This window comes from Candidatus Tisiphia endosymbiont of Melanophora roralis (genome assembly GCF_964026575.1).
Classification (GTDB): Bacteria; Pseudomonadota; Alphaproteobacteria; order Rickettsiales; family Rickettsiaceae; genus Tisiphia.
In genome coordinates, this window is the sequence record NZ_OZ032161.1 from 913924 (window position 1) to 940908 (window position 26985).

Annotated in this window: 31 protein-coding genes and 1 pseudogene; 14 read left to right on the forward strand and 18 right to left on the reverse strand. The window is 30.6% G+C overall.

The annotated features are described in order from the left end of the window. The first annotated feature begins 208 nt into the window (after positions 1 to 208). Both AAGD53_RS04430 and AAGD53_RS04435 read left to right on the forward strand, forming a co-directional pair. The gene (locus AAGD53_RS04430) at positions 209 to 448 is read left to right on the forward strand and encodes an exodeoxyribonuclease VII small subunit (RefSeq protein ID WP_341762343.1); all 240 of its coding nucleotides are present in this window, start codon (positions 209 to 211) and stop codon (positions 446 to 448) included. 23 nt (positions 449 to 471) lie between these two features. Beyond that, a complete protein-coding gene (locus tag AAGD53_RS04435) occupies positions 472 to 1128 on the forward strand; it encodes a 2OG-Fe(II) oxygenase (protein WP_341762344.1) in 657 nt (218 codons plus the stop codon). A gap of 400 nt (positions 1129 to 1528) precedes the next feature. Here AAGD53_RS04435 and AAGD53_RS04440 read toward each other — a convergent pair whose 3' ends face one another. The 5 genes from AAGD53_RS04440 to zapE all read right to left on the reverse strand — a co-directional run bounded on the left by AAGD53_RS04440 (position 1529) and on the right by zapE (position 6840). Continuing rightward, the gene (locus AAGD53_RS04440; RefSeq protein WP_341762345.1) at positions 1529 to 1828 is read right to left on the reverse strand and encodes a hypothetical protein; all 300 of its coding nucleotides are present in this window, start codon (positions 1826 to 1828) and stop codon (positions 1529 to 1531) included. A 21-nt stretch (positions 1829 to 1849) separates the two neighbouring features. Further along, positions 1850 to 2221: a hypothetical protein gene (locus tag AAGD53_RS04445; protein ID WP_341762346.1), complete on the reverse strand. Its 372-nt coding sequence runs from the start codon at positions 2219 to 2221 to the stop codon at positions 1850 to 1852. Between the two features lie 788 nt (positions 2222 to 3009). Next, positions 3010 to 5184 (reverse strand): 3-hydroxyacyl-CoA dehydrogenase/enoyl-CoA hydratase family protein, encoded by a 2175-nt coding sequence (locus tag AAGD53_RS04450; protein WP_341763420.1) that lies wholly within the window; start codon positions 5182 to 5184, stop codon positions 3010 to 3012. Between the two features lie 17 nt (positions 5185 to 5201). Further along, the gene (gene tmk, locus AAGD53_RS04455; protein WP_341762347.1) at positions 5202 to 5819 is read right to left on the reverse strand and encodes a dTMP kinase; all 618 of its coding nucleotides are present in this window, start codon (positions 5817 to 5819) and stop codon (positions 5202 to 5204) included. Continuing rightward, a complete protein-coding gene (gene zapE / locus AAGD53_RS04460; protein ID WP_341762348.1) occupies positions 5809 to 6840 on the reverse strand; it encodes a cell division protein ZapE in 1032 nt (343 codons plus the stop codon). The genes tmk and zapE overlap by 11 nt, the downstream gene beginning before the upstream one ends. A 408-nt stretch (positions 6841 to 7248) precedes the next feature. Here zapE and AAGD53_RS04465 point away from each other — a divergent pair, with 408 nt between their 5' ends. Continuing rightward, positions 7249 to 7653, forward strand: coding sequence for an IS110 family transposase (locus tag AAGD53_RS04465; protein ID WP_341762349.1), 405 nt, complete (start codon positions 7249 to 7251; stop codon positions 7651 to 7653). Here AAGD53_RS04465 and AAGD53_RS04470 read toward each other — a convergent pair. Next, complete coding sequence (locus tag AAGD53_RS04470; RefSeq protein WP_341762350.1) at positions 7628 to 8155, reverse strand: IS630 family transposase; 528 nt, start codon at positions 8153 to 8155, stop codon at positions 7628 to 7630. The two genes, AAGD53_RS04465 and AAGD53_RS04470, sit on opposite strands and share 26 nt — an antisense overlap. Next, on the reverse strand, positions 8155 to 8706 hold the full coding sequence (locus AAGD53_RS04475; protein WP_341762351.1) for a winged helix-turn-helix domain-containing protein: 552 nt from the start codon (positions 8704 to 8706) through the stop codon (positions 8155 to 8157). Before AAGD53_RS04475 ends, AAGD53_RS04470 begins: the two co-directional genes overlap by 1 nt. 236 nt (positions 8707 to 8942) lie before the next feature. Here AAGD53_RS04475 and AAGD53_RS04480 point away from each other — a divergent pair, with 236 nt between their 5' ends. Further along, a complete protein-coding gene (locus AAGD53_RS04480; protein ID WP_341762352.1) occupies positions 8943 to 10385 on the forward strand; it encodes an IS4 family transposase in 1443 nt (480 codons plus the stop codon). 193 nt (positions 10386 to 10578) lie between these two features. Further along, positions 10579 to 10806, forward strand: a complete 228-nt coding sequence (locus tag AAGD53_RS04485; protein ID WP_341762353.1) for a hypothetical protein — start codon at positions 10579 to 10581, stop codon at positions 10804 to 10806. 276 nt (positions 10807 to 11082) lie between these two features. Here the strand turns inward: AAGD53_RS04485 and AAGD53_RS04490 are convergent, their stop codons facing one another. From AAGD53_RS04490 to AAGD53_RS04515, 6 genes are all read right to left on the reverse strand, one after another. Continuing rightward, on the reverse strand, positions 11083 to 13314 hold the full coding sequence (locus AAGD53_RS04490; protein WP_341762354.1) for a tetratricopeptide repeat protein: 2232 nt from the start codon (positions 13312 to 13314) through the stop codon (positions 11083 to 11085). After that, a complete protein-coding gene (locus tag AAGD53_RS04495) occupies positions 13307 to 14653 on the reverse strand; it encodes a hypothetical protein (RefSeq protein ID WP_341762355.1) in 1347 nt (448 codons plus the stop codon). The genes AAGD53_RS04490 and AAGD53_RS04495 overlap by 8 nt, the downstream gene beginning before the upstream one ends. Positions 14654 to 14786: 133 nt before the next feature. Beyond that, positions 14787 to 15011: a hypothetical protein gene (locus tag AAGD53_RS04500; RefSeq protein WP_341762356.1), complete on the reverse strand. Its 225-nt coding sequence runs from the start codon at positions 15009 to 15011 to the stop codon at positions 14787 to 14789. 36 nt (positions 15012 to 15047) lie between these two features. Next, positions 15048 to 15281: a hypothetical protein gene (locus tag AAGD53_RS04505; protein ID WP_341762357.1), complete on the reverse strand. Its 234-nt coding sequence runs from the start codon at positions 15279 to 15281 to the stop codon at positions 15048 to 15050. Between the two features lie 54 nt (positions 15282 to 15335). Further along, positions 15336 to 15659, reverse strand: coding sequence for a helix-turn-helix domain-containing protein (locus tag AAGD53_RS04510; RefSeq protein WP_341756103.1), 324 nt, complete (start codon positions 15657 to 15659; stop codon positions 15336 to 15338). Positions 15660 to 15855: 196 nt separating this feature from the next. Next, on the reverse strand, positions 15856 to 18630 hold the full coding sequence (locus AAGD53_RS04515; protein ID WP_341762358.1) for an ankyrin repeat domain-containing protein: 2775 nt from the start codon (positions 18628 to 18630) through the stop codon (positions 15856 to 15858). 226 nt (positions 18631 to 18856) lie between these two features. On the opposite strand from AAGD53_RS04515, the gene AAGD53_RS04520 reads away from it, so the two are divergent. Genes AAGD53_RS04520 through AAGD53_RS04530 form a run of 3 tightly spaced genes read left to right on the forward strand, consistent with a single transcriptional unit; the run spans position 18857 to position 19657 of the window. Beyond that, a complete protein-coding gene (locus AAGD53_RS04520) occupies positions 18857 to 19114 on the forward strand; it encodes an AbrB/MazE/SpoVT family DNA-binding domain-containing protein (protein WP_410521092.1) in 258 nt (85 codons plus the stop codon). Further along, positions 19101 to 19481, forward strand: coding sequence for a PIN domain-containing protein (locus tag AAGD53_RS04525; protein WP_341762359.1), 381 nt, complete (start codon positions 19101 to 19103; stop codon positions 19479 to 19481). Before AAGD53_RS04520 ends, AAGD53_RS04525 begins: the two co-directional genes overlap by 14 nt. Positions 19482 to 19534: 53 nt before the next feature. Next, positions 19535 to 19657, forward strand: a complete 123-nt coding sequence (locus tag AAGD53_RS04530) for a helix-turn-helix transcriptional regulator (protein ID WP_341762360.1) — start codon at positions 19535 to 19537, stop codon at positions 19655 to 19657. An 80-nt stretch (positions 19658 to 19737) separates the two neighbouring features. Here AAGD53_RS04530 and AAGD53_RS04535 read toward each other — a convergent pair whose 3' ends face one another. Further along, positions 19738 to 20259 (reverse strand): helix-turn-helix domain-containing protein, encoded by a 522-nt coding sequence (locus AAGD53_RS04535; RefSeq protein ID WP_341762361.1) that lies wholly within the window; start codon positions 20257 to 20259, stop codon positions 19738 to 19740. A gap of 378 nt (positions 20260 to 20637) precedes the next feature. Between AAGD53_RS04535 and AAGD53_RS04540 the strand changes: the two genes are divergently transcribed. Next, the gene (locus AAGD53_RS04540) at positions 20638 to 20934 is read left to right on the forward strand and encodes a hypothetical protein (protein ID WP_341762362.1); all 297 of its coding nucleotides are present in this window, start codon (positions 20638 to 20640) and stop codon (positions 20932 to 20934) included. A 42-nt stretch (positions 20935 to 20976) separates the two neighbouring features. Here AAGD53_RS04540 and AAGD53_RS04545 read toward each other — a convergent pair whose 3' ends face one another. Further along, entirely contained in the window at positions 20977 to 21123 is a 147-nt protein-coding gene (locus AAGD53_RS04545) for a hypothetical protein (RefSeq protein WP_341760889.1), read from the reverse strand. A 229-nt stretch (positions 21124 to 21352) separates the two neighbouring features. Here AAGD53_RS04545 and AAGD53_RS04550 point away from each other — a divergent pair. The 5 genes and pseudogenes from AAGD53_RS04550 to AAGD53_RS04570 form a co-directional block, all read left to right on the forward strand. Then, a pseudogene (locus AAGD53_RS04550) lies at positions 21353 to 21514 on the forward strand (ATP-binding protein); the annotation flags it as partial. Positions 21515 to 21646: 132 nt separating this feature from the next. Then, positions 21647 to 21823 carry a hypothetical protein gene (locus tag AAGD53_RS04555; RefSeq protein WP_341760888.1) on the forward strand — a complete coding sequence of 59 codons (177 nt, stop codon included), beginning with the start codon at positions 21647 to 21649 and terminating at the stop codon, positions 21821 to 21823. Between the two features lie 96 nt (positions 21824 to 21919). Then, positions 21920 to 22198 carry a type II toxin-antitoxin system RelE/ParE family toxin gene (locus tag AAGD53_RS04560; RefSeq protein ID WP_341760887.1) on the forward strand — a complete coding sequence of 93 codons (279 nt, stop codon included), beginning with the start codon at positions 21920 to 21922 and terminating at the stop codon, positions 22196 to 22198. Between the two features lie 20 nt (positions 22199 to 22218). Then, positions 22219 to 22521, forward strand: coding sequence for a HigA family addiction module antitoxin (locus AAGD53_RS04565; RefSeq protein WP_341762363.1), 303 nt, complete (start codon positions 22219 to 22221; stop codon positions 22519 to 22521). Positions 22522 to 22780: 259 nt separating this feature from the next. Further along, on the forward strand, positions 22781 to 23569 hold the full coding sequence (locus AAGD53_RS04570) for a 2-phosphosulfolactate phosphatase (protein ID WP_341762364.1): 789 nt from the start codon (positions 22781 to 22783) through the stop codon (positions 23567 to 23569). Here the strand turns inward: AAGD53_RS04570 and AAGD53_RS04575 are convergent. The 3 genes from AAGD53_RS04575 to AAGD53_RS04585 form a co-directional block, all read right to left on the reverse strand. Next, entirely contained in the window at positions 23552 to 24256 is a 705-nt protein-coding gene (locus tag AAGD53_RS04575; protein ID WP_341757692.1) for a hypothetical protein, read from the reverse strand. The genes AAGD53_RS04570 and AAGD53_RS04575 overlap by 18 nt on opposite strands. After that, positions 24253 to 25176: a radical SAM protein gene (locus AAGD53_RS04580; protein ID WP_341760883.1), complete on the reverse strand. Its 924-nt coding sequence runs from the start codon at positions 25174 to 25176 to the stop codon at positions 24253 to 24255. The genes AAGD53_RS04575 and AAGD53_RS04580 overlap by 4 nt, the downstream gene beginning before the upstream one ends. A 78-nt stretch (positions 25177 to 25254) precedes the next feature. Then, positions 25255 to 26898 carry a glycosyltransferase gene (locus tag AAGD53_RS04585; RefSeq protein WP_341760882.1) on the reverse strand — a complete coding sequence of 548 codons (1644 nt, stop codon included), beginning with the start codon at positions 26896 to 26898 and terminating at the stop codon, positions 25255 to 25257. Between the last annotated feature and the right edge of the window lie 87 nt (positions 26899 to 26985).

The following is a 26985-nucleotide window of genomic DNA, read 5'->3' on the forward strand; positions in this document are numbered from 1 at the left end:
TCGACCTACGGTCTCCTCGCTAATAGACGATTTTTTAACTTTCAACAGTTGTGGCATCCAGCCTTCAACATATGGATTAAAATTTACAGACGAAGCAGCCATTCATTTTGGAAATACGATAAAAATACTTAAGGGTACTTATGCTGCACAGTTAGGCAAGGCTGAGGACATACTTCACAGCATAAGTAAATTTGAAGGAGAAATTATTATGCTAGACTTAAAATCTATTGAAAATATGAGCTTTGAAGCTGCCTTAGCTGAACTAAAAGAAATTGTAAAAAAAATTGATACGGGAGAGGAAAGTTTAGATTCATCAATTAATAGTTTTGAAAGAGGAGTCTTACTAAAAGATCACTGTGAAAAGAAACTACAAGCCGCTCGCTTAAAGATTGAAAAAATCACTAAGCTGCCAGATTCAACCATCGCTATAGAAAAGGTAGAGTCCTAATTTAAAAACAAATTAATAATTTTATGTCTTTTGCATTACTAAATTTCGATGAATTGGAATCAGCTCTAGTATCTAATTCTCCTTATACTTATATGGTTGCTAAAAATGTAATTAATATAGATAAAAAAGATATCATTTCTATCGATTATCCCCAAATAAAAAGTGCTGGTTTTTTTCCTCTTGAAAGTATAAAGTATGAGGGAGTTTTTAAAAATTTAATCCAAGAATTGCAAGCTCCTAAACTTGCTGATATCTTGACTAAAAAACTAAAGATTGAGCTTAAAGATAAGCCTTTTATGATAACTATAAGGAGGTGGTCAACAAAATCTGATGGCAGAATCCATAATGACAGTAAATCTAAAATTGTTACGGCTTTATTATATTTAAATGACAATTGGTTACAAGGTAAGGATGGAGGGAGTTTTCGGGTATTAAAGGATAAAAAAACTTTTGAAAGTGCAGCAGCTATTATTCCTCCGGAATTTGGTTCTTTTGTAGTATTTGTTCGCTCTGAGAATTCGTGGCATGGTCATATGCCGTTTGAAGGGGAGAGGCGAGTCATTCAAATAACTTGGCTTAATAGTATAGAAGATATTGAGCGTAAGAATAAAAGAGGAAAATTAACATTGTTTTTAAAAAATATATTTAGTCGTTCTGTAAATGTTGGTATCACTAACTGATAAGGTTTATTGGACATTAAATGCTACAGGGCAATTTAAAAATTACAGCCATTAGTTGTTATAGATGCAAGTTTAACCACCACCGATGTCATCCTTGCGAAGGCAGGAACATTACCACAACTGTTGAAAGTTAAAAAATCGTCTATTAGCGAAGCGCTGTTGTAAGACTTAAACCATCTATTAGCGAGCGAACGTACGTGAGCGTGGCAATCCATGAAGCTTGTCATATAGATATCTATTATATCATACTTTTAACTTACAATTGCTTCGTCGACCTACGGTCTCCTCGCTAATAGACGGTTTTTTTTAACTTTCAACAGTTGTGCTACGATCCCTGAAGACGACAACGCAATTCTTGATTTTCATCGAGTATATTAAAGCCAGTTCGATATAAGAATTATTAATTCTTATCCTGAATTGGGGTAGTTATCAATAAAGGTACAGTCTCTAATATCTTTACCTTATCTTCTAGTTCCACTAATCCACCTATTACTTCACCCAATTTTGCATCAAACTCATCTATTTCATCTTGTAAAAATTTAATGTGTTTTTCTATACTATCTTTATCTATACCATCAATGCTATGATGCAATCTCTCTTTTTCATTGTTAAGTATTAGTACTAAATCTTCTAGCCTTTGTTGATATCTCTTCAAAGTCTCTGATTCAGTTTGATATAGATAATTTGCTGTAATCTGCATCTTAATATAATTGCCTTCATCTTATTTGTGCAAGACTGTTTTTACTGTTTCTTCCAGTATCTTCTGTAATGCATTATTCTCTTTGAGTGTGCTAATTCTCCTAAACTCATCAAGTAACATTTTTACGCCCATTTCTACTTCATCTAAATGAATGGTCACGTGCAAAATATGCTGTTCTTTCTTGGTAGTTAGAGTGGTTATCTCTTTTAATTCTTTATGTAACAAAATTACTTCTTCTTTGGCTGTAATGAAACTATTCGAGAAATCCTGACTCACAAGCCAAATATTGGTACATGCCAGCCTAATACTATATAACCACTTAATACAAATTACTATCAATAGCATTTCAATAATGATTAAAATACTTGAAGAAATTGCTAATAGTTGAATCATTTCATTCCTCCTTTTATTGCCTTCCACGAGATAAGCTATACATTCGAATGCTCGATTGGTATACTCAAATGCTTTGGAGAATGGAGACACAAACAAGGGATGAGCAAACGCAAGCAGTACGTGAGTACGCGAATTACCTGATAGTATTTGCAAGAACCAACTCTTCAAAGCAGAAGAGCATATTCAAGTATACTTTTTTGATTGTTTATTACTTAGTAATGCCACTTTTACCTCTAATGTCTTTATACTTTCTCTTTGCTGTAATAAAATTTTTATCTTTTTTATTATTGTTATTTTATCCTACTATTCTTGGATATAACATTTTCTTGGTCTAATTTTATGGGTACATAGGAATTCTCTTTAATTTTAGAGCTGTATATTTTTATATGATACAATAGATATTATGATGTGTAAAGTGCTTTTAATAAAAAAATTTGTGAGAATATTAAGTTTATTGAGAATTTTGCTAGTTCGCTACCATAGTACCCTTGTATCTTAAATATTGTCTTTAGTGAATAACTATAAGATACAAGGGTACTATGCACCTTCTAGCAGAGATAATTTTTGGAATTCATTGGAAGATATAGTATTGTATAGTAAACTTTGTTCTAAAAACCAAAAATCTTTTTACTCGATAATCAAGTTTTTCTTTAACCGTCATTGCGAGGAGGCCCGGCAACGGGCCGACGTGGCAATCTCGTAAAGTAATACTTCAAAAGATTGCCACGTCGTCGCTTTCGCGACTCCTCGCTAATAGACGTATTTTTTAATAATTCTAAAAAACTTGATTATCGAGTTTTAGGGTTTTTAGCAAGTTCTAAAAATATCTCTCGTTCAAATTGCAATAATTTTTGCTCATCAATTTGTTGCATGGAAATGATATCTTGAAACTTTGACAATAACCATCCTTGAAGATTATCATACTCAGCTATACTCTTCTGCTTTAAAAAATTGGTTTCTGCAAATTCTTCAGCTAAAGTAACTTTAGATAAAATAACTTGCTTGCTTACTTTCTTTATTTTTTCTGGCAAATCCAAGGCAAAAGCCTCTTGCAGTATTAAATGTTTATTCATATTTACTTGCACGTTAGTAATATCATAATCAGCTATAAAATAATCAGCAGAACTTGATTTATTTGGTAATAGGATATTTCTTAAATTTTTTACTAGCTTACTTTTATCGCTACTTGCACGATAAAACATTTCCTTAATGCCTCCCCAACTTGGAACTAAGCCAACCGATACCTCAACAAGGCCAGCATTTAACTCCTGATTAGCTACAATAAAATCAGAATGTAACAATATTTCACAGCCCCCACCTAACGCAGCACCTAAAGCACAGCTAACAATATTAATATGCGAGTATTTTAACCTTATCATGGTTTTTTGACCAAGTTTTAAGAAATCTTCTAATTTAGCAAAATCTTGATTTTTTATACAGGAAGCAATGAATTTTAAGTCAGCACCAGCTGAAAAATTGTTGGTTAATGGCATAATATATAGTGTTTGCTTCTCATTTTCTGCAATATCAACAGATTCTAACAAAAGTTTAAAAACATTTTCATTGAGGCAATTCATTTTAGTATTAATAGTAAAAACTAACCTATTTTTATACAGAACTAGTTGAGCCGAATCATTCTTCAATAAAATCTTACTTTCTTCTAATCTAACTCTAGTCAAATGAAACTGACTTAGTTCAATAGTTTCATAGGAATTATTAGTGATATATTCCGGTAATATTAAATTCATTAGCATTGCTTGTTTTTTAAGCCACTCAAATCCTCCTCCTATGTGATTAATTAACAACTCAAAAGGACCAATCTTCCAACTATAACCAAGCCTCATAGCTGTATCTATATCGTAAATATTATCAGTAACCGATGGAATTAAAGATGTTATATATAAGTAAAACTTCACTAGTATCTCATGAAAAAATTTACCATAGCTAGAGTTGCTATTTAACAACTGATCAATAGAACTATATTCAATCTTGGTATCTTCAAATGCTGCATAAGTTAAAGTTGTAAAATCTATGACTTCTTTAGTTTTTATGCCATTTATCTTTGATATACGGTAAAAACCTCCTAAAGCTTTACGACCAATCAAGTTATTCTCTATCATCTTATCAAGGATAGAAGATGCTGAGTAAACTTGGTGATAATCATCATTATTCGGTAGGGAATTAACTAGTGATGTAGAAATTAATCTTATTACGTCGTGACCTATCAAATCATATAAGCCAAAGATTCCTGTACTTGGTAATTTAAATAAATCAGTAAAAATTTTATCGATAATTACTGGACTTAAATTTTCATCTATGCTACTACGAACAACCAGCTCAAGTAGATAACAACCAACTCGATTTGCTATAAAACCTGGAGTATCGTGACATTTAATAATAGTTTTCCCTAAATCTCGTATTAGAAAATCTGATATCCTCTCTATAACCCCTGAGCTAACCTCTGAATCTACAATAAGTTCAAGCAATTCCATATATCTTGGAGGATTAAAAAAATGACTAATGACAAATCTAGACCTGATGGTAGATTTTATAGAATCAGGCATTTGCTCCTTTAATTTCCTTAAAGGTAAGGTTGAAGTATTAGAAGCTAGAATAGCATCTTCTTTTAGGTAGGGTAGAATCTTCTCATACAGCTGATGTTTTATTGCAATTTTTTCAATAATAACTTCAATGATCAAATCACATTCTGTAATCAGCTTTAGATCATCTTCTAAATTACCAATGGTGATAAACGCTAATTTACTTGGATGTGATAAAGGAGCTGGTTGTTGTTTCTCTATATTTTCTAGAGCCTTGGTAAGTATGGCATTCCTATCATTAGGGTCGTTGCTTACTACATCTAGTAAAACAACTTGGTGAGAGGAGTTAGCTATCAAGGAAGCTATTGCTAGCCCCATTACTCCAGAACCAATAACACATATTTTTTCTATTTTCTTCTCTATTTTATTTTCCATCTTATTCACCAAACCTTTGTAACGAGCATCGCAACTATTATATCATGAATTTCTTGCACACTAAGAGTTGAAGCATTTATTTTTACTATTCTATTTGGAAATTTGGCTGATATATATTGAAATCCGTCATAGACTTTTTGATGAAATTCAATATTTTTGCTTTCAAATTTGTTATTATTCCCTCGCACTAATGCCCTTGGTAAGGCAATATTTGGATCTATATCAATAAAAAATGTAATATCAGGCATCACATCAGATATTAAAGACTTATGAAGATCATAAACTAAATCAATCCCTATATCTTGCCCCTGATAACAAGCTGTAGAGTCTACAAACCTATCACAAATAACTGATATCCCAGAATTTAGTTTAGGAATAATCTTTTTATGAATATGTTCATAACGTGCCGCCATGATTTGCAGCAATTCTGACATAGGTAGTAAATCTTGATTAACTAAAATGTCACGCATCTTCTCTGCAGAAATAGTTCCCCCTACTTCACGCGTTAAATCTACGGGAATATTTTGTGATAGTAAATACTGGTATAACATATTACTTTGGGTGGATTTACCGCACCCTTCCCCACCCTCAAACGTAATAAATTTACCCTTTTTAATTGACATAGCTATCACTATTCATCTCATATAACCTTGAAATAGTTCTGTTAAATTCACCTTTGCGAAAACCATTCTGATATATTTTTATAGGTTCATCTTGCAATGTCATGAATAATACAACCTTATAAAAATAAGCATTATCAACAAAATTAATAAACCTAACAGCTAAGTCTGTGTTATCAGAATCTATTATACGAATATTTTCTACTATTATGATAGAAAATTTTTGGCAAATATTTACATAATCAACATAACCTAATTCTCTTACAAATAGCTCTTCAAAATCTGTTACTAATACTTTTTCACTAGCCATTTTAAAAGATATTTTACGTCCAAAAACTAGGATATCCTTAGAAACTAATCGGTTATTACTATTTAACTTGCTAATAATATTCTGTATCTCAAGCTTATTATCTTCATTAATGGGGTATATTATACGTCTATTAGTCGTGTGTATAATTTTATCTAATCGATAATCATGATCACTATCTAAATGCATAACTTCAAACTTTTGATAAATCTCTTTCATTATTGGCAAAAAGGAATTCCTTTGTAAACCATCTTTATACAAATCTTTTGGCTCGATATTACTAGTAATGAAGATAAACACCTTATGTCTTATGAGTTCAAGGAGCAGTGGTCCTATTATCATAGCATCAGTTATGTCTTTAATTTCAAACTCATCTATGCATATTACTTCCGCCTGCTTTGCATAATTTGCAGCAATTCTTTTGATAATATTATTTTTAGATTGTGATTTATCTTGCAACTGATAAATATCTTTATGTACCGATTGCATAAAGTTTTGGTAATGTACCATTAATTTCTTAATTTGCAATATTTGGAAAAAATGTTGCATTAATACAGTTTTGCCATTACCTACATTACCATATAAATATATAGCTTTTTTTGCTAATAAACTGCTATTAAAGAATCTAAAAAACGACTTATCTTCAATTTGTTTAGCAAACTCTTTAATTCTGCTGAGTAAAAGCAACTGCTTTTCGTCAAATTTTAATTCAGGCAATATATTACATTCTCATTTTAGATTTAGTATAACCTAGTTTGATATAAGAATAATTATTCCCCATGCAAAAGTGATGTCATTCCTAACTAAAAGCAGGAATCCATGATACTTAATAGCCTTTCAGGCTATTTTTAGTCCCAGCCGTAGCAACACCGAGGCTATTAAACTGATCTCCTATATCGAACTCATACAATAAAAAAGCCATAATAAATATAACGTGATCAGTTATATATAGCGGTAGGATGGGTAAACTGTATCTCGAATTGAAGCTTTGAATTTTAAAGACTTCGTACCTGAGCAAAGACCCATCCTGTTTAGATAAAGACTACGAACGAATGTCATAAGGTTTAAACCTTGCGTATGAGTATGTAGCGTATCCTATTATTAATATAAATCATGAGGCTCTATATGACAACAACTTATATTGGTGTGGACGTTAGTAAAAAAACTTTAAGTATCTATATGCCAGCTACCAACAAGGCTTTTGAAGTTACCAATGATCAACATGGCTTTACTACTATACTTAGCACTATTAATAAATACTATCCTGTCTTATCTGAGTTAATTGTTGTCTTTGAACCTACTGGTGGATATGAACATAATTTAAGAGAATTTTTAAAAATAAATAAATTGCCTTTTGCTACAGTACACCCTAATAAAGTGCGTAGTTATGCTAAAGCTAAAGGATGGCTTGCTAAAACTGATAATATCGATAGTAAATTGTTGCATGATTATGCAACGTGCTTTGCTTTACCAATGAAGGTTACTTATGATAGTAATAGTCATACTAATTATCTTTCAATAAAAAATTAATAGGATTAATAATCCAGTTCCAACTAGTGATAGACTTAATAATTTGAGGAGTTGCTTCATATTTTAATATAGCATCTGACATTCTATTTAATACATACTCCATTGAATGGAATAGTTTGTTGAAAAAGAACTTTTCTTTTATTTCTTTCCATATATTCTCAGCAGGATTTAGTTGAGGAGACAAAGGTGGAAGATGATGAATCATTATGTTTTGTGGTATTGTTATAGAAGTTTGACGATGATTTGATGCCCCATCACATATCAACAAAATAAACTTATCAGGATGTCTTATGGATAATTCTTGTAAAAAAATATTCATACATTCTAATGTCATAGAAGGTAAGATTAGCATATCCGATACTCCAGTAATTGGACAAAATGCTCCATAAATATAACTATACTCCCGGATAACTTGTTTGGCGACACCAGGTCTGTTGCCTTTGTAACTCCAACATCTTTTTATATCATTTATCCTTCCAAAACGAGACTCATCTTGAAACATCACTTGTAATTCAAGTCCCTGTGATTTAGATTGTGTATTTGCGGCGGTAACCACTGAGCTGAAGTTTTTTTAAAAGTTTCCATCTCATCTTTATTTTGCTTTGGATGATGGGGACGAGGGAAAACTTTACGCCAACAATGACGATGTAACATTTTGTAGATTGCTGATTTAGTTACTTTCTTTTGCAAAACTTCTTCATATTTTTTCTGTATTTCTCTGACTACTACAATTTCCCCTTGTGATGCTCTATCATTAAAAGATTCCAGTATTTTACTTTCATTAGCCTCGTCCATATAGCAATGATTCCTACCACCTCTTTTAGTTTTTTTTAATACTGATTCTCCTAGTTTGTAATAAGCTGTATGAATTTGCCTAACTCGACTAATACTTAAACCGGTAATTTCAGAAATCTGTTTAGGTAAATATAAAAACTTGGCACGTAAATAAATACATTGAATCTTACGAAATGCTATCATATCTGAGGCTGATTTTAATAAAAATTCCATCCGACAAACTGTTTCTGATAGATAAACATATTGATAACCTGACATTAGCTTTTTTATTTTTATTCTATAGTAAAATACATTGAATTAGGTGGCAAAGAACATAGAAATAGCTTCGAATAATTTACTAGTTTCTGTTATCTTATTTTTAATCCATTTTTTCATATTAGCCCACAATTTTTCTGTCGGATTCAATTCTTACTTTTACCCACAAATATAAAATTAAGTATAAACTAATATTGAATTATATACTTAAAATATAAGAAGGGGAAAGAATGAGGAATATGCAAGCGTTATCTAATGCTTACAACTTAGGTGATAAGTGGTTAGAAAGGGAATTTAGGCATGTTAACTTTGGAGATCAAAGGCTTATAAAAAGACTTATTAAAACTAGCTCACTTATAGAAAGCAAAGCTTTTGGTTCAATAAATCAAAGTTGCAGAAGTTGGAAAGAGGCTAAAGGAGCGTATAGATTATTTAGCAATAAAAAATTTGATCCAGCGGGAATTTATTATTCACATTATAAAGAAACACAAGAAAGGATTAAAGGTAATGAGTTTGTATTTTCAGTTCAGGATACAACATACCTAGATTTTGATTCTCATATTAAAACTAAAGGGCTCGGTAGCGTCTCAAAGTCTTATACAAAACATAAAATGGGGCTGATTGTGCATAGTGCCTTGATGTTTACAATGGAAGGATTACCTTTAGGATTATCTTCTCAACAATGTTGGGCTCGTGTTATACGTGAAGAAACTGCACAAGAAAAATCAAGAAGAAAATATATATCTTCTACTGAAGATAAAGAAAGTTATAAGTGGATAGCAGCACTTAAGGACACTATGCATATTATACCTAAAGATACTAAAGTTATAACTATTGGTGACAGAGAAGCAGATATCTTTGAACTATTATGGTCGTGTCAAGAAAAGGGTAGTTTGTTTATTGTTCGTAATAGACAAAATAGAAAATTTATTTCTACAGAGGGAAGAAAAACAAATTTGCAAACCCATATAAATCAGATATCCGCAAAGAAAGAAATAGTAATTCAAGTTCCAAAAAAGAACAATGAAGCAGCAAGAATGGCAAATATTGAAATAAAATATATGTCTGGTTTAATACCAATTAGAACCCCTTCATTATATGGTTCAAAAAATACTGAACACAAAATCAGTGATAAAGTAGTGCTCTATGTTGTAAGAGCTAAAGAACAAGTCCCCCCTAAAGGAGTGGAAGCAATTGATTGGCTCTTGCTAACTAATGTTCCTGTCAGTAATTTTGAAGATGCGATTGAAAGGATAAATTGGTACAAGTTAAGATGGAGAATTGAAGAATATTTCAGAGTTCTAAAATCTGGATGTAAAATAGAAAATTCTCGTTTAGCTACAAAAGAAAGACTAGAAAAATTAATTGCCATAAAAAGCATCATTGCATTTAAAATTTTATATTTATCAAAAGTAGCAATATCTCATCCGCAAGAAGTGTGTACTAAGATTTTAACTTCACAAGAATGGCAAACTCTTTATATTCGAGAGCATAAAACTATTTTCATACCTGAAGAACCTCCAACTATGAAACAAGCTATTATCTGGCTTGGTAAATTAGGAGGATTTATGAATAGAAAAAATGATAAATTACCAGGAACTATGACACTATGGAGGGGCTACGAAAATCTTACAGAAAGTATCGAAATATTATCTATATTTCTCTCCCAGAATTGTGGGTAAAAGTAAGAATTGAATCCGACAGAAAAATTGTGGCAATATTTAAAGTCTAATACTATAAAGAATAGAGTATATGACACAATCGAACAACTAGAAATAGTAGTATGTTCCTGCCTTAAAAATTTAAGTGCCTCACTAATTAAATCGATTTGTTGTATGAATTATTTGCTAAATTAAATTAGGGAATTAGTATTATATGAGTTTTGCAGTGCTTAAGACTATAGAATACAAGGTTGCTCTGACCCAAAAGATTAGTGTAACTAATATTGTTGAATTATTAATATCAGTACAGGCTTCAATCTTAAGACATACAAAGACTGGTGATTTTTATAAACTACCAAGTGCAATAAAAAACGAAGCTAGAAAAATCTATAAAACCTTTAACATCAAACGTTCAGACCATGCTGAAATATATTTAAAATAACAAAATAATGTTGTGCCTAAAATTTAAAAACCCTAGCACTATATGCCTTCCAAGCTTATGCCTTATTAAAAAATGCGGAAGTCGGGAAGAAGTATATCACTACTCTCTAAAAAAACAGCCTGAGCCTATTAATAAATCATTTGTTGATTGGTTAATAGATAAATACTACGAACCATAAATATTCTATTACAGATGCTTGCGTTATTATACAAAGCTAAGGTTAACTTGACCATTGTCTTATAAATTAGATACATCAAATTGAAATGCTAATGCACTTCACCTCTCTAAATTCATACCATACTGTTTACAATATTCAAACATAGCGATAGTGTTAGGGTGATCTACTCCAAATTCTTCAACTTGTGATTTACCAAAATCCTTATAAATACGAAAATCTTGTTTTTTACATGCAGCTTTAGCACCTTGAAGGTACAAGTAACTTGTATAAGCAACATTCTTTCTTCTATCCTTATATAGATAAAAATATATACCATAAGCTTGTCTATAAGATGTTATAGCTTCCTCCAACTTATTTAAAGCAAATAAAATATCACCTTGAACTACATAACTAGCTGCTAAATCAGGATCAATGAGATAGGTAGTATTTTTAGGATTTCTTTTCTCATCAGCAAGAAAAATTATTATAGCTTTTTTTGCGTGTTCTAAGGCTTTATTGATTTCTCCTAATCCAAGTTCAGATCTTGCCATTTGAGTAAAAATGCGACCAAATACTTCACAATGCTCTTTTGTTACTAGTTTATGAGTATCATATAACTGTTGTATTTGTACATAGGCTTCTTGATATCTACCAAGTGAGTTTAATATTTCAGCTTTTAATATGTAATTATTAGAAAAATACAACACATCATTGAGTCGAGTACCACTTCTAGAGATTTGCATTATCTCTTTATCACATTCCTCTAACGCTTGTTGCTCATTACCAATATAATGATATAACTTTGATTTCATTATACGCGTTACTTGCCCTAAACCTATAAAATTAGTATTCTTTTCTATTGCATTAATCTCACTTTGAGCTTCGTTAATTTGACCTAATGAAATACGAGTACTTGCTATATTGTAAAGAACGTTACACTTAATAGCTTGATAACCTTCTACTTTTTCTAACACTTGATTAGCTCTTAAGGAGTATTCTAAAGCTTTATACCAATTCGCCAGTCTAATTTTATAATACCCTCCGATCACTCCTAGATATCTAGCATAAAATAATTTTTCTTCATTATTCATTAACCATAATTTCAATATCTCTTTTTTATCTAATTCATCAAACCAATTAAATAATTTTTCTGCCTCATAAAACTGAAACATATTAATATAATTTATAAATAATTGTAAATTGAGTGGCAGTAACTTGTATATGCTAAGATTATAACTTTGCTGATAGTCTGTAATGATTTTCAAATTTTCATTTATTGTTTTACCACTACGAAAAGTATGTTCCGGAGGCTGTTTACCATTATTAGGTATAGCTTTAGTGATTTTATCAATAATATATTCTAAATAAACTTTATTATCCTGATAACCATTAATCTTTATTGTTTTCTGAGCTATAACATCATGCATCTCAAAAACAGGATTATCTTGATCTGAGTCAATATTAGAAATTAATACAAATTTTGATAACTGGAAAATATCGTCATCTATGGTATTTGGATGATCGGTAATAATAACAAGTAATTGCTTGGAAAAAGCTTGATTATTTATTAAAGCTATTTTTTTAAGTAATTGAACAGCTGAAGGTGTTAACTCTTGCATTGCTAATTCGATATTCAGCTTGATCTTGTCAGCCGATTGGTAAATCTTTTTCTTATATTCTTCTCTACCTAAACCCTTAACTTGATTTAACAATTGAGTTCCTTGAACTATTAGTATTGGATACCCATTAAAAGCTTCTACTAAAAACTTAATATCTTTCTTATCTGGATTATTTAATAAATTAGTTGTTAAAGTAATAGCATCACTATTAACAAATAAAGTCATCTCTATGGTATTTGGTAATATCTTACCATCTTGAGAGCAAAATATAATATTGCCATTATGTTCCCAATCGATTAAATCTTGAATTTTTTTATTTTCTCCAATTTTTAAATTATCAAAAACTAATAACCATTTATCTTGAGTTACTAAATAATCCATTACATCTCTCTTAGCTAGATCAGCATCTTCTGATATATTATTCTTATTAAGCTGTTTAGCTAATTTAGTAAATTCTATATTAATATCTTGATTACAATCAAAAAACCAAATGATGTTGTAAGTGGTCTTATTGTCATAAGCGTATGTTCTAACAAGTTGTGTTTTACCTATGCCACTAGTACCAATAATACTAGCTTGTCGGTATTTATTTAGATTATCTTTAAGTTCTTCTAGCTGTCTAACATGATTAACAAAATAACTTACTGGTATTACAAGATTAGATATTCGTTCTACTGCTAGAGATGTACTATGCATGATTAATAATATTGTTAATGTTAAATATTTATTCATTTTTTTCTTTCTTAAAAGAGGTAATGTGAACTATATTATCATTTTTCTTGTCTACAATTCGTGTACTTTTTTGAAATTTCTCTGCTATTTCTATCACGTTTATCTTATCATAACTAACTTTACAATAAAAATCATTCGACCTTAGCATATTAAATATTTGATTTATATTTAATAAAAATGGATTTGCATGAGTTTTAAAGAAATTACTAGACATATTCAATAATTCTTCTTCATTCTTAATAGGGATACCATCATATTCTAGATTCAACTTGAATTTTGTATCTTTTTGGTTCAAAGACAAGTTAATTTGGCGTTTAACCACAGGAAATTGTTTTTTTAATAAAAATAGTATGTAATTAATTAAACTATATATTATCTGATATAAAGCTGCCTGAGATACAAACTTTATTACTTCTAATGAGCTTGATATTTTAATTGATATATTTTCATCTTCTTTCTTAAATCTATTTGTAAAAAACTCGATTAGTTTACTAGTACTTACTTCCTCTACCATATGGTTTTGATATAATACTATAGAACACGGCATACGATTACTAATATTCTGCACTCCGTAATTTTTAATCATTTCGTCATAATTACTATGTTGTTCATTCATAAATACTAACTTATTTGCTGCTTGAGAGAATAAGCAATTGATTTCTAAGTCTTTTTGTTTTGCAAACTCAATATCCCATATCTTTTTCATTAAAGATGTTTCACGATCTGACAGTTCTTTTTTATGTTCTGCCTTTAGTTGTTTTAAATAAACACTATTTTCATTTTTATAATAAGATTTATATTCTTTTTTACAATGACTGAGCATTGTTTTATATAAAAGATATAATAGTAAGAAATTAACTAATATAAATAAAGATAATAAATAAAATGGTTTCTTAATCTTATGCTCTGTTTTATTCCAAAATGCTTTGTCAATTAAAATACTTATATTAAGTTGCGTATGATCGTTAATGCGATAAGCCTTTGTAATTGTATATTTTGACTTATTGGTATTTGCACAAAGCATGTCATTGTTTAATTTAATCTTATAATAAATGAACTTAGGAATAAATTTATCTAGTAATGTACTAAATTTAAATTTGTTATAACTGATACATTTATTATAACAAATTTGGATGTAGTTATTTGTATCTATTGTAATAGTACTTTTTTCAAGATTTGTAGGAACTTTTAATGCTAAATAATTTAGATGGTTTAAAGTAAGTTCTAATATTCTATTATAATACTCTTGTAAAATATGAAACTTTTCTTGGCTAGCTTGTTTTTGATAATACTGATGTATGTATATACTAAATATAGTGTACATTATAAAGATTAACAAAAATATTCCGTATATAATTTTTGTTAATCTATTTAAGCAATGCAATGATTGTTCACGCATAATTTATAATTAATATTAATTAATGCATTTTGTTGTACCTACATAATAAGCAGAAAACCTTGCTTATAGCCAGCTAAAATATGCAACTTGACACCATAGTAATGTAGTTTTTAGTTGCACAATAACCATTAGCTGTGGCAATTTCTAGAGCTACTTTTGCATTAAATCTTCTTCCACGATGTGCTAAAATTACCGGCATAGAATTGATCAATTGGCATGTTTTTTGACTTTCATGTACTGGAATTTGTTCATGCAAAATCTCAGTAATTACAATAAATGCATCAGCCAATTTATTCAACCTCTGAACAAAGACTGTATAGCTTGGTATACTCAATTAACCTGAAGAGTTGCAGAAATGGTTAACGGTAATAGTTTGGAAATTATCGTTTATGAAGGTACGTAACCTATCTTTATAATCACCAATGTTGCTAAAAAATTTGTTTATTGCTTCCGAAAATTGTTCAAAATTATGATAAATTAGTAAACTGTAGTTTAACTTAAATAATTCTTGCTTGTCAAAATCCAGCTTAGCCGGTACTATTTTCGGCTTCTTGTAAACAAAACCCAATTTGTATAGTAATTTTGTTACTCCCGTTATCGTATATGTTACCCCATATTTGTTCTAAATGTGATGCATGATATCTTTAGCATAAACATAATTATTTGCTTCTAGGTGACTCGCTAATTCTTCCCTCTCACCATCACTTAATTTGCTTGTGCTACCTCCATTGTTGGTATCAAGCTTATTGGCTTTTTGATAATCAACAATATGTTTTCTTATCGATTCGTGGCTCAAGAGTAGTACCTTAGCAATCTCTACATTACTATACCCATCGTCATACATCAAAACTGCCTTAATACGATCACGTATGCGTCCGTCTCGTTCTGTCTTATGACGTTCCTTCAACTTTTCTCTTTGTTCTTCTGTCAATACATTCTTACTCATAATCTCCTAAACTCTACAATATCTCTCCTATCTTTGCAACCCTTCATTTACGAGCAGTATACATATCCTCGCCGATAAACTGATATATTCTCAAAGTCTTTTATGATACGAGTTTCAGAGTATTTTTTGGTTATTAATTAAACCTTCTAAAAGTTCTCATTTTTGTTTCCATTCAATCCATGTACTATTTTTCGTCTCAATCTGCATAATATTTGTTATATCCAGATAATTCAACTGTCCCTTCTTCTTCACTAATGCTTACATGTTCTATCTCTCTAGTGATATGTTGAAGTGAATAGGATGTTTCTGTTTTCTTAGTCTCCTGAGGAATATTAGGAATATAAGATATCTCGCATTCAGTAGTTTCCAAAGGACCTGCGTTTATTGCTGCTGTTACTTCTTGATGTCCTCCCCAATTATCAAAATCAATTAAAAACTTACCTTGCTTTGTGTATACATGCTTGGTATGTAATCGATCATCACCGGTAATTTTGAGTTCGTAGGTTGTAGAGAGAAATTTTATCCCATTACTACCCTGCTCCCTGCCAGTGAAACCTTTTAATAAAGCATCAGTAAATTTAGTTAATAACTCCTCTTTTTCTAATTTCTTAACTAATTTGCGATTAATTACTGCATAAAAATTTTCTTTACCTGTTACAGGATAAACATCTTCTTGATCAGAACTGTAAACAACTCCTGTGTGTGTATTCCACACGCATGGTGGTTCTTTTACTGTTGCCTCTATTGGCTTTTGTAATAACCCCTTCTTTTTTTGTTGAAAATAAGCATGTATTGCTTTGGGATATAAGGTATTAACAAGTTCATTTAATTCATCAGGATTTTCGGTTGATTCAATGGCAACAATTTCCTCTGTAAAACTAGTTTTTTCTGTGGCAACAGATGGAGTTTGTTCTGTTGTCAAACTACCTATTTTTTGTAGTTTTTCTAGCAATAACCGTAATTTTGTAGCTTCTTTGGTTGCCTCATCTAACCTTGGAGACTGTATGCCAGTTTGTTTTATGTCCCAAACAAGAGGTGAATTTAAATACTCAGACGCTTTAGTAAAATCATTCTTTTCTATAGCTATATACAAGGCAAAATCTTTAGCATAAGAGAACAATCTAGAAGCTATATCGCCTGACTTAGCATGGGTTTCTAGAAAATCCCAACAATCTTTAGATTGTTGCTGACAGTCATTTGCTTCATAAAAAATAAACTCTAAATATTTTAGAGGAAGCATAGTATGATTTGATAAGATATCACTATATTGCTCGTACATAGTTGTAAGATGCTCTAACCCTTCTCTCCAAGAGTTGGAGTATTTGCAAAGCTCTAATATTTTAAATAAGTATGTTGGTATGATATATCGTTCTGTATGGGTACTAAGTTCTTGGTAACAATTAATGGCTTTAATAGGTTGTTCTTGGGAAAATTTTTCAGCCCAAGTTTCTACACATAGAACATATTTTAAGTTTTCAGGCTTTCCAAGTTTTGGAAATGTAAAACCATGTTTTTCGCATAATTTTGCAATAGTAGAATCTGTTTGATCTACAAATTCCAACATGATAGTGTATAATTTTCTAAGTTCTGCATCTTCTGTACTTTGTGCATGTTCCTTTAATTCATCAATAATATGACCATCATGTTGGAAATAGGACTTCCGTTTTATTGAGTATAGTGTTTTAAGATCAGGATCGGTTATTTTGTTTATTTGCTCTAAGGATTTCTCAACATTATGGCAAATAATGTAATAGTTTAATAATTCTTTCACTGTATCCTGATCACCTGCTATTAATTCTTCTGCCTTAATAAAATATTGAATAGATATTTCTTTATCAAAATATTTCCACACTTTCCCGAGATTATAAAAAATATTATACAATAATTCCTGCAAAGAGTTATCTTGAGCTTTTGTACAACGATTTATATTATCATAAGCTAGTTCAGCACATCTTCTAGCATTGTAATAATCTGCATTGTCTAAATACTCTACACATATTGTATTATATAACATAGCTAGCACAACAAATGCTTCCCAATATTTTGCTTTCTCTATTATATAGTCCTTTAGTTCAGCACTATTATTATTCTCTTTATAACATTCATATACTGCTGCTAATGTACGTAATGCTTCTTCGATAGGTACACTCACCGGCAGTTCTTTGGCAGGTGATACATTTGCTGAAGGTTTGGTTAATGGGTTTAGAAACTCTTCTAAACTATCAATAGTAGTTAGAATATATTCCTCTCTGTTTTTGTCCAATAACATAGCTTTATAAAAACTTACTATTCCTTTGTATAAATTTAAATATTCAAGTGATTCAATTGACGGTAACTTAGGGGGAGGAAATTCATTCTTTTGTTTTATTACATCTTCGCGAAGCTTTTTATAATTATATCCACGCTTATCTTTGATTGTAGTATCAGCTCTTAGGTCTTCTAATTTCTTTGCCATCGCACGATGTTTATACAATGCTGTCAAGTGAAGTGCAGTATAACCGTTACTATCTTGAATATTTAGGTTAGCTTGATGATTATGGAGCAAATTGACAAAAGGTTTTTTGTCATAAATTACCGCGTAATGTAAGGCAGTTTGCTCCGTTATATCTTGATGGTTAGAATCAAAGTTACGATTGAGCAAGAAATTACCAATTGCTACACTCCCATAACAAGCCGCTAGAGTAAGTAAAGTGCCTCCAGTATCCGGAGATGTTTGTTTACTTAAATCAATCTCTAAACCATCAATTACTAATTCTACTAAGTTGAGATTTTTATCATTGTAGACTACGTAAGTTAATGCATCAAATAATGCTTTTTTGTCTATATGAGACTTTATTGGTGTAAGTTCACATAATAATTTAATAGCCTCAACATCCTCAGCCCAAATAGCATACATAAAAATCTCCTGTAACGTTTTTGGATTTTCTTTGAATCTAGTAACCTCTTCTTCTTTTATTGTAATTTTTGCCATAATTCAATCTCTCCGTGTTATAGATTCATTTTGTAATATATTTTTATAAAAAGCTGGGTACATTTTTTAGCAAAATTTAGCTTTGCCCCTGCTTTTGAATGGTCTCAATTAGTCCGCCTTGGCTCACATGGTGAACTTGGTTTATAATTTTTAACATGTTGACAATCTAAAGTAAGTTATGTTAACTTACTTTAGATACATTTTATTCATTTAAGTGTTTATATTTATGAGTGCGAGAGCAATTTTATCTTCAAAAGGTCAATTAGTAATTCCTAAGATATTAAGAACAAAGTTAGGGTTACATTCTGGCTCAGAACTACTAATTAATATAAAAAACAATGATAGCTTAGAAATTTTTTCTGTAAAGAAAAGTATTACCAGCTTTTTTGGTATGGGTAAAAGTAAATCTCAAGAGAAACCGATGTCTATTGAAGACATAGATGATGCAATTAGTAAAGCGATAGCTGAAAATGATAGGAGTTGACACCAATGTACTAGTTAGAGCTTACTTACAGGATGATCCGGAGCAGGCAAAAGAAGCTCAAGAGTTTCTTTTAAAAATTACTCAGGAAAACTCATTGTTTATTTCTTCTTACGCTATTTTAGAATTTGCATGGGTTTTGAAAGTAAAAGGATTCTCTAGGGATGAGATATATCAAGCAATAATAACACTAACTGATTCAACAGGTATCGTTATAGGTCAAAGGGAAGTAGTACTAGAAGCTCTAGAAAAATATGTAACTGGCAAAGCTGATTTTGGAGATTATATGATTTTAGTAGAAGGTAAAAAAAACAAAAGTCACAAAATAAAAACCTTTGATAAAAAGCTTCAAAAAGAATTAAGTTATTAGAATCATATTAACTGACTTTCACTTTCAAAATTCAAAGCAAGGTAGCAGAAAAAATGAATACTACCCAGTCTGTAATTGCTCGTTTAGAAAGTGGCAAGCATTTTCCAAGTCTACAAACAATTTATAGATATGCTATTGCAGTAGATAAGCCAATTGATTTGCATGTGCAACCATAATAGTAATTAAAATCAGTTCCTTTACTTCTGATACTGGGATTCTAAGCGTGAACCTTAGATTTTTAATTTTTAACATAACTTTAGTGGCTATTAATATCTTTAGGAATTTTATTAAGAGACTCAATGGAAATTCTGCCAATCATTTCATCTATTGACAGCTGAAAATAATTGGCTAGTGCTACCATAACAGGACTACCAAGAGTTTTTTGCTCTCTTTTATCGTCTAGAAAATTAAAAATAGTATTTTGGCTACATCCTATACGAATAGCTAATTGAAAGGCACTGAGTCCAGTTTCTTGAATTTTATCTTTAATTAGTTTTTTGAGATTAGTATTAATTTCATCTTCTGTTAGTTTCTTATAGTTGTTAGTAAAAACAGTATAATACTTTTTATCTCTGCCAATCACTTCATCTAAGTGACAATTAAAGTAATTAGCCAATTTTAATAGAGTTTTCAGGCTGGGATTACGGAAATTACCACCAATAATTTTGTTTGTTGTAGTTGGATTTATCCCACTTTGAGATATAAAATCTTTTCTTTTAAGTTTTTTTTCCTGAAATTTTATCCTTAAAAAATTTTGTAAGTTAATACTAAGTGACATTCTATAAAAAAAATAAGATGAATTAAAAAATAAATACTGCTAAGCAGTATTTATTATTGACGCTCCTAAAACCTTATATTAAACTCAATTAAGCAAAAAGCGAAGAATAAGCGTAACAAGTATAAAAGTTTATCTCTGCTTAGAGTGCTAATGTCCTGTACTAAATCTTCATATTTCAAAGTTTGACCACCGAAAAATATCTGAAGACTTAGTACAAACTGATTAACACAAAATGTGTTAATCAGTCTCAACCATAGTTAACAAGGTTAAACAATATGATAAATAAACTTACCCGTTAAATCAACTTCATTCTTTATAGAAACCTCTTATACTTTCACTTTGTGTTTTATTTTAACAAAGATTATAGAGGTAATTAATATGTTGTACCAAATAATTACGATATCACTTATCCTTATTGAAGGATTATCTATATTAGTTTCTTTGAAATTCCTGAAACATATCTACCTTAGTCTTAGTACTAATAATACCTCTATTGTCTTTAATGATGAAAAAAAAGAGGTTTTATCCTTATTTGAAAAGCTACAAGAATTGATAAACCTTAGTATTAAAAGAGAAGAACATATGTTACATACAACTTTTCATTTAGAGCAAATAGAAATGTACGTAAAAATGGTTTTGAGTAAGCTTGAAACACTAGAAAGAGAGCGTTCTTAAAAACATTAATTAAAAAATATGTAATACTAGGTTCTTATATCTTTAAATTATGATATAAGAACCTAGTGTATTTTTATTAATTATAGCTATTGGTTTTAGAAAATTTTTATCCTGTTTTATTTTTTGATTCACCCCTTGCTTAGTATAGTTCCATCTTTTAGCTAAGTCTATTATTCCCAATAACTTCATAAGTTTTTGTATTCGATTTGTACACATCATTATTTAAACGCACCCATTGACGAAAGTCAATGTATAAGCACGCAGTTAGCAAAAACTAAATGAACTGACTATATCTATTATTTCACCACCTTATATAAATCTTTACCATCTTTTTTATTATAAAGGGGTTTAAGAAGGGGGCATACCGCCCCCTCATACTACCCCCTATTCTACACCTAGGTAGGGGTGTGTTACTCGGCTATTTGCTAAATTATATGAGCAGTCTTCGCTTATCATCACTAGCCATTTGAGATTTGAAGAATGGGGTGATATATTTGGTAATGCTAAAGCAACAAAAGTAATTATCGATAGACTGACACATCATTATCACATCATAGAAACCGGTAATAAAAGTTTTAGAGGTGGAAAAGATGTAAATTAGCAAAAACTATAATTGAAAATCACTAATTGAGTGTAACTAAATATTATCTAAATTTTAATTTAGATTCGATTAGAATTTAAATTAAAAAGTGCTTAAATTAACTAATTTTTAATGCGGTTAGGGGGGGCAATAGTTCATTACAATAGGGGGGCAAAACCTGATTACAATTTACAAGAAATCCAAGAAGCTTTAAGAGTTGGCAAAACCAAAGCTTCTATCTGTAGAAACTTTGGCATTAAACGTTCTACTTTGTATGATACTTTAAATCGCCTAACCACAAATAATTAAGATACGAATGCTAACGTGTACCGGCATGAAAATTAATGTAAATGTTACTGATAGTAAATGTTATAATGCTTGAAGTTAAACTGATAATGTTATAAAATGATTGTAAGTTTTAAATGTAAACATACTGAGAAATTACATAATAGAGAACTAGTTAAACGTTTTGAGGCTTTTGGCGAGCAGGCACGCAAAAAATTATATATGTTGCATACAACCATTAATTTAGAAGATTTACGTGTTCCGCCTTCAAATCGTCTAGAAGCTCTTAAAGGTGTACGTAAAACCCAATATAGTATTCGTATCAATAAGCAATGGCGTGTGTGTTTTGTTTGGTATGACGGAAATGCTTACGATGTAGAAATTGTTGATTATCACTAATTTATTAAGAGGTATTAGCTATGACAAAGAAATTATCCCTTATTTCACCTGGTCAAATTCTTCTTGAAGAATTTATAGAGCCTATGGGAATAAGTCAAAGCCAACTAGCTCGTGATATTGGTGTACCTGTTAGCCGTATAAATAATATAATTAAACACCATCGTTCTATCACAGCTGATACTGCTCTAAGGCTTGGGAAATACTTTAATGTGAATCCTCGCTGGTGGATGAACATGCAGAATCAATACGATTTGGAATTTGCCGAAGATAACGATTGGAAGACCACAGAACAAAAAATACGTACTTTATCTGTAGCAAGTTAAACATTCATTCTAAAAATCTAATCATAGAGCAAGTTGTGATTAGGTCAAATTGCTTTTATATATCTGACAATACTAAGATTTACCAATTTAAAGTACATCTTAAAGATATAAGTCCAATGATTTGATGTAGATTTCTAATTCAAATTTAGCTTTGCCTCTGCTTTTGAATGGTCTTGAATAGACTTATTAGTGTTAAGATACATGCAAGTACAACATATGTAATTAGGATTTAAAAACTAAATAAAATTAAATTTTTCTTATGAAACAATATCATTACTTAGTGATTATTATATTATTTATATTTAGTGGTTGTACACAAAAAAAAAAGATGACCTCACTATGTGACTCAGGTTGCCAAAAAATATATATAATAGCACCAACACAATTAAGGTTTAATAAAAAGCACCAAATTCAGGTGGTAGTAATTATTGATGTATTTCGTGCTTTTACTACAGCGGCTTATGTCCTAGACCGTAATCCAACAATATATATGCTGGCAAAAGAAAGTACTATCATTTCTCGTTTGGCAACAAATTTCAATAACCCTTTATTAATTGGGAAATCAGAAAAAGGAGTAGATCTCATTTATGATATTCCAAATTCTCCAACAAGAGTTAGAGCTGTTACTATAGCTGGTAGAAGTGTATTACATAGGACAGAAGCAGGGGCTTGGGGAGTTCTTCTTGCTAAGGAAGCAGATATAATACTTGCCGCAGGTTTTGTTAATGCAGGTGCAACTGCCGAATATATTAAAACACTATCAAATGCAAAAGTTATAATAATTCCTATGGGACATGAGGGTACAACTCCTTCCCTAGAAGATAATGTTTGTGCTGAATATATTAAAGATCTCATTAATGGAAAAAAGACAAATTTGACTAAATTTTTGTCTATACTTCGAGAAAGTTCAGGCAAATACTTTTTTTCTCAAGACCAGTGGCAATATCCTAAAGAAGATTTTTTTCGGTGTCTTAAAATAGACCACTTCAATTTTATAATCAAGGCAACTATTATGGATAATTATGCAATCCTAACTCGTGGTAATTAACGTTCTTAAAGGTAAGGTTTCCGGTACTATTCCTAATAGTTCAATAATTAGATTTCTAATCCCATATCCTTGCCACTTAAGCTTATTAAGGGTAGATTTAGTCATATTTTTCCATTCTTCCCGACTTACTGATTGTTTAATATCATACATGTAAGCAAAATAGGGAGTATTTATAGCAAAATGCATAGGGTGAATAGTAATAACTTTTGTTGCTTGATTCAAAACAATATTCCGCAACCTTTCATCCAGTTGCATTGGGTGATTACGCCACAAATATCCACCATCTTCCAAAGAAATAGGGACTTCAAGAAAACCAAACCGATCTTTAAAAGGAGTAATTATTTCTAGATCCGTACATACATTTGATGATATTAACATACCTGCCTCAAACATAGCTTGCTTAGATAAATTACATGTGGCAAACCGATGACAACGGAAAGCTGCCAAATTATGAGGCAAATCCATAACGTGCTTTACTACCTCTGAAATTGTAGTACCATGTGATGAATTTGTACCAAAATACGGATGGAGTCCTATTTCAATTTTATTTATAACGGCTTCTACTATAGATGAATTATGGGTACTAAAAATAGTAGGAGTAATCTTTTTATCTTCTAAAAAAGCTAAGATTCCTTCTATAGCAGGTTCACATGCCCAATCAAGGTCAACAGTTACTATAACACTCATAAGCACATCTCATGAAATTTACGAAAACGTTCTTCGTTAATATCATGCTTTGCAAATAATTCTGACATTGAACCATAAGAACGCAAGTCTTCGGTACGTTTACTAGTTGACCATGTATCATCATCTCTCATATATTGTGCATTACCATAAGACAAGATATTAAATAATGAAGCATCCATTTCTTTATTATCCTTAAAATGCAAACTTATTCTTCTTCCTGATAAGGCTTCCATACTACTATCCTTAAACTGTTCATACATTTTAGTTGAGATTGCATGGGCATTATCTTTTTCAGGGTTGTCGTATGACATATACTGATAAAATTTCCAGCATGATAAGTTACCACCTGCACTTTTTAGAGAATTAAGAATATCTTTAACTTGACTCGGTAATGTTAAATAATTTTTAGTACTAATAACACTGTGAAACTTTAATTCAATACCAGCCTTTGAAATTAAGCTACATTTATTCATAATATTTTTATAATACTCCTTATATCCACCAAAATTTCTACCAATTTCTGTCAAAAAACTATCTTCAGTACTATCAATCGTAACAGCAACAATATCGACTACTCCCTGCATTTCATTAACAACATTTTCATCTAAGTAAGTACCATTGGTATAAAGCTCTATAGTTAAGTTTTTAGCTGGATCTTCTGAACGAAATTTTCGAATATGACGAAGTAACTCAATGAACTCCTTTGGTGGATGTTTACCAAAAATAATTACTTCTCCACCTGATAATGTAAGACGGCGAAAGTTAAGTTTGTGATACAAATGGCTCACTAATTCTTTCTTGGCTTCTAGATTAAGTTCTGCCTTGAGCTGATGCGGTGCATCTTCAAGTACACAATAACTGCATCTTAAATTACAACGATTTGTTATCATCCAATAGCCTTTGTAATATGAATCACTCATACATTCCTCCGTTTTTATTAAGCTACTAATTTTTTTGATACCTTAATAGAGTTCTTGTGTAATTAAGCGATCGTTTAATTACACAAGAACTCTATTAATAGTTTTAACAAACTTTCCACCAAAGTAAGTTAAAAATTCTTTATCGTATTCACTATCTCCAAATGCTTCAACTGTTCCAGACCAACTAATATGATTTAAAAGTCTATGAATTGCACGTAATTTTGAGGACTGCCAATTAGCTACAAAAGCTATTTCTTGATAAATTTCAACATGCAAATCAAAAATATCTAGTAATAAACTTATTGGCATAGACATTTGCACAACTTGTTTTGACACAGTTATCTTCCTTGCTTTTGGAACTAAGGATTGTAACTTTTTAATATCTTTCAAATCAATTGGGGTAATAAATAGTATATTACCTTCACCGTCAGCAATTACAGCACCGCTATAGGCTATAATCCAATCTACTTTTAGATTGTTCTGTCTAATCTCTTTAAGCAAATCATTAAGTGAACGTGCACTACATATAATTTTTGTTGAAAATTGCTGGAATTTTGACATGCATTTTTTTGTTCTTTCATAATCATTTTTATGAAAAAGTGTACCGTCAAAATCACTTATAGCTACAGCTTTTTTATTATGAATTTTTGCTACAAGTAACCTCTCAAGTATTTTATCACTATAAAGTTTACCAATTTCAAGCGACATTTCTGATAATTTAGGTAGATTATTAAGCACTTCTTCAATAGCATCTAGTGCTTCATTATTATTACTTACGAACTTAGCATAAGGTAAATCTGATAAGAATTCAGCGGCAGCATTATTTTGTATTCTTGCTATATTCGGTATACCAGAAGCAAGAGTTTCAAAGATTGAGCGACCAAAGGTTTCACAAGCTGAGGTAGAGATATGAATGTGTGAATCTTCAATAGCCGATGCAAGTTTAGCTGGAGGTATATAGCCGGTTAATTCTATAATGTTATCAAGTCCCAATTTTTTAATTTTATTCTTAACCGCATTATAATATTCCTGATTTTGAACTGGGCCAATGATACGGAGTGTTGCCTCAGAGAATCTGTTTTTCACTTTAGCAAATAAATCTATTAATCCAAGAGTATTTTTTTGAGGCTTGATGCTACCTAAACTACAAAATACCGGTAGTTTATTAAAAAAACGAATTTTAGGTATAAGTAAACTTGTATCTACACCTCTTGGAACTACTTGAATCTTTCGTTTCGAAACTGCATAAAATTCTATTAATTGCTTTTTTTCCAAGTAACTTGGTGTTAAGACATTTTGAGTATTAGCTAGAGTCAAAAACTCCATTTCTGTATATTTGGATGGTACGTTTTCGCCAGATGCTTGGTAAGAAGGCGTCAAAAACATAGGGAATGTCCATGTTTTTATCTCTTCCCGTAATTTAATATCAATAAACCCAAATTGCATTGATATATGGATAAAAATTATATGAGTAAATTGCTGTTCAACAGATTTTACTTTTTTTGCAATAAACTCAGCATTAGCAAGCCTTTTTTCAAACCGATTATCCAAATTCACAGGATAATCAAAACTCCAAGTTGCTGACGAATTGGTTTGTCCACCAAATTGCATTATGCTTAAGCAATTTTTAAAACCTCGTTTTAGGGTATCTACCAACCTAGCTCCACCATCACGTTGAGTTTTATCAGGACTAAATTTTTCTGTAACTAATAATATTTTCATGTTTAGATACACCTTTACTTTTAGGATTTGGTAACAAAAGATTTACTTTATTCTGTATGTAAATACTTACAAAAATCATTGATTAAA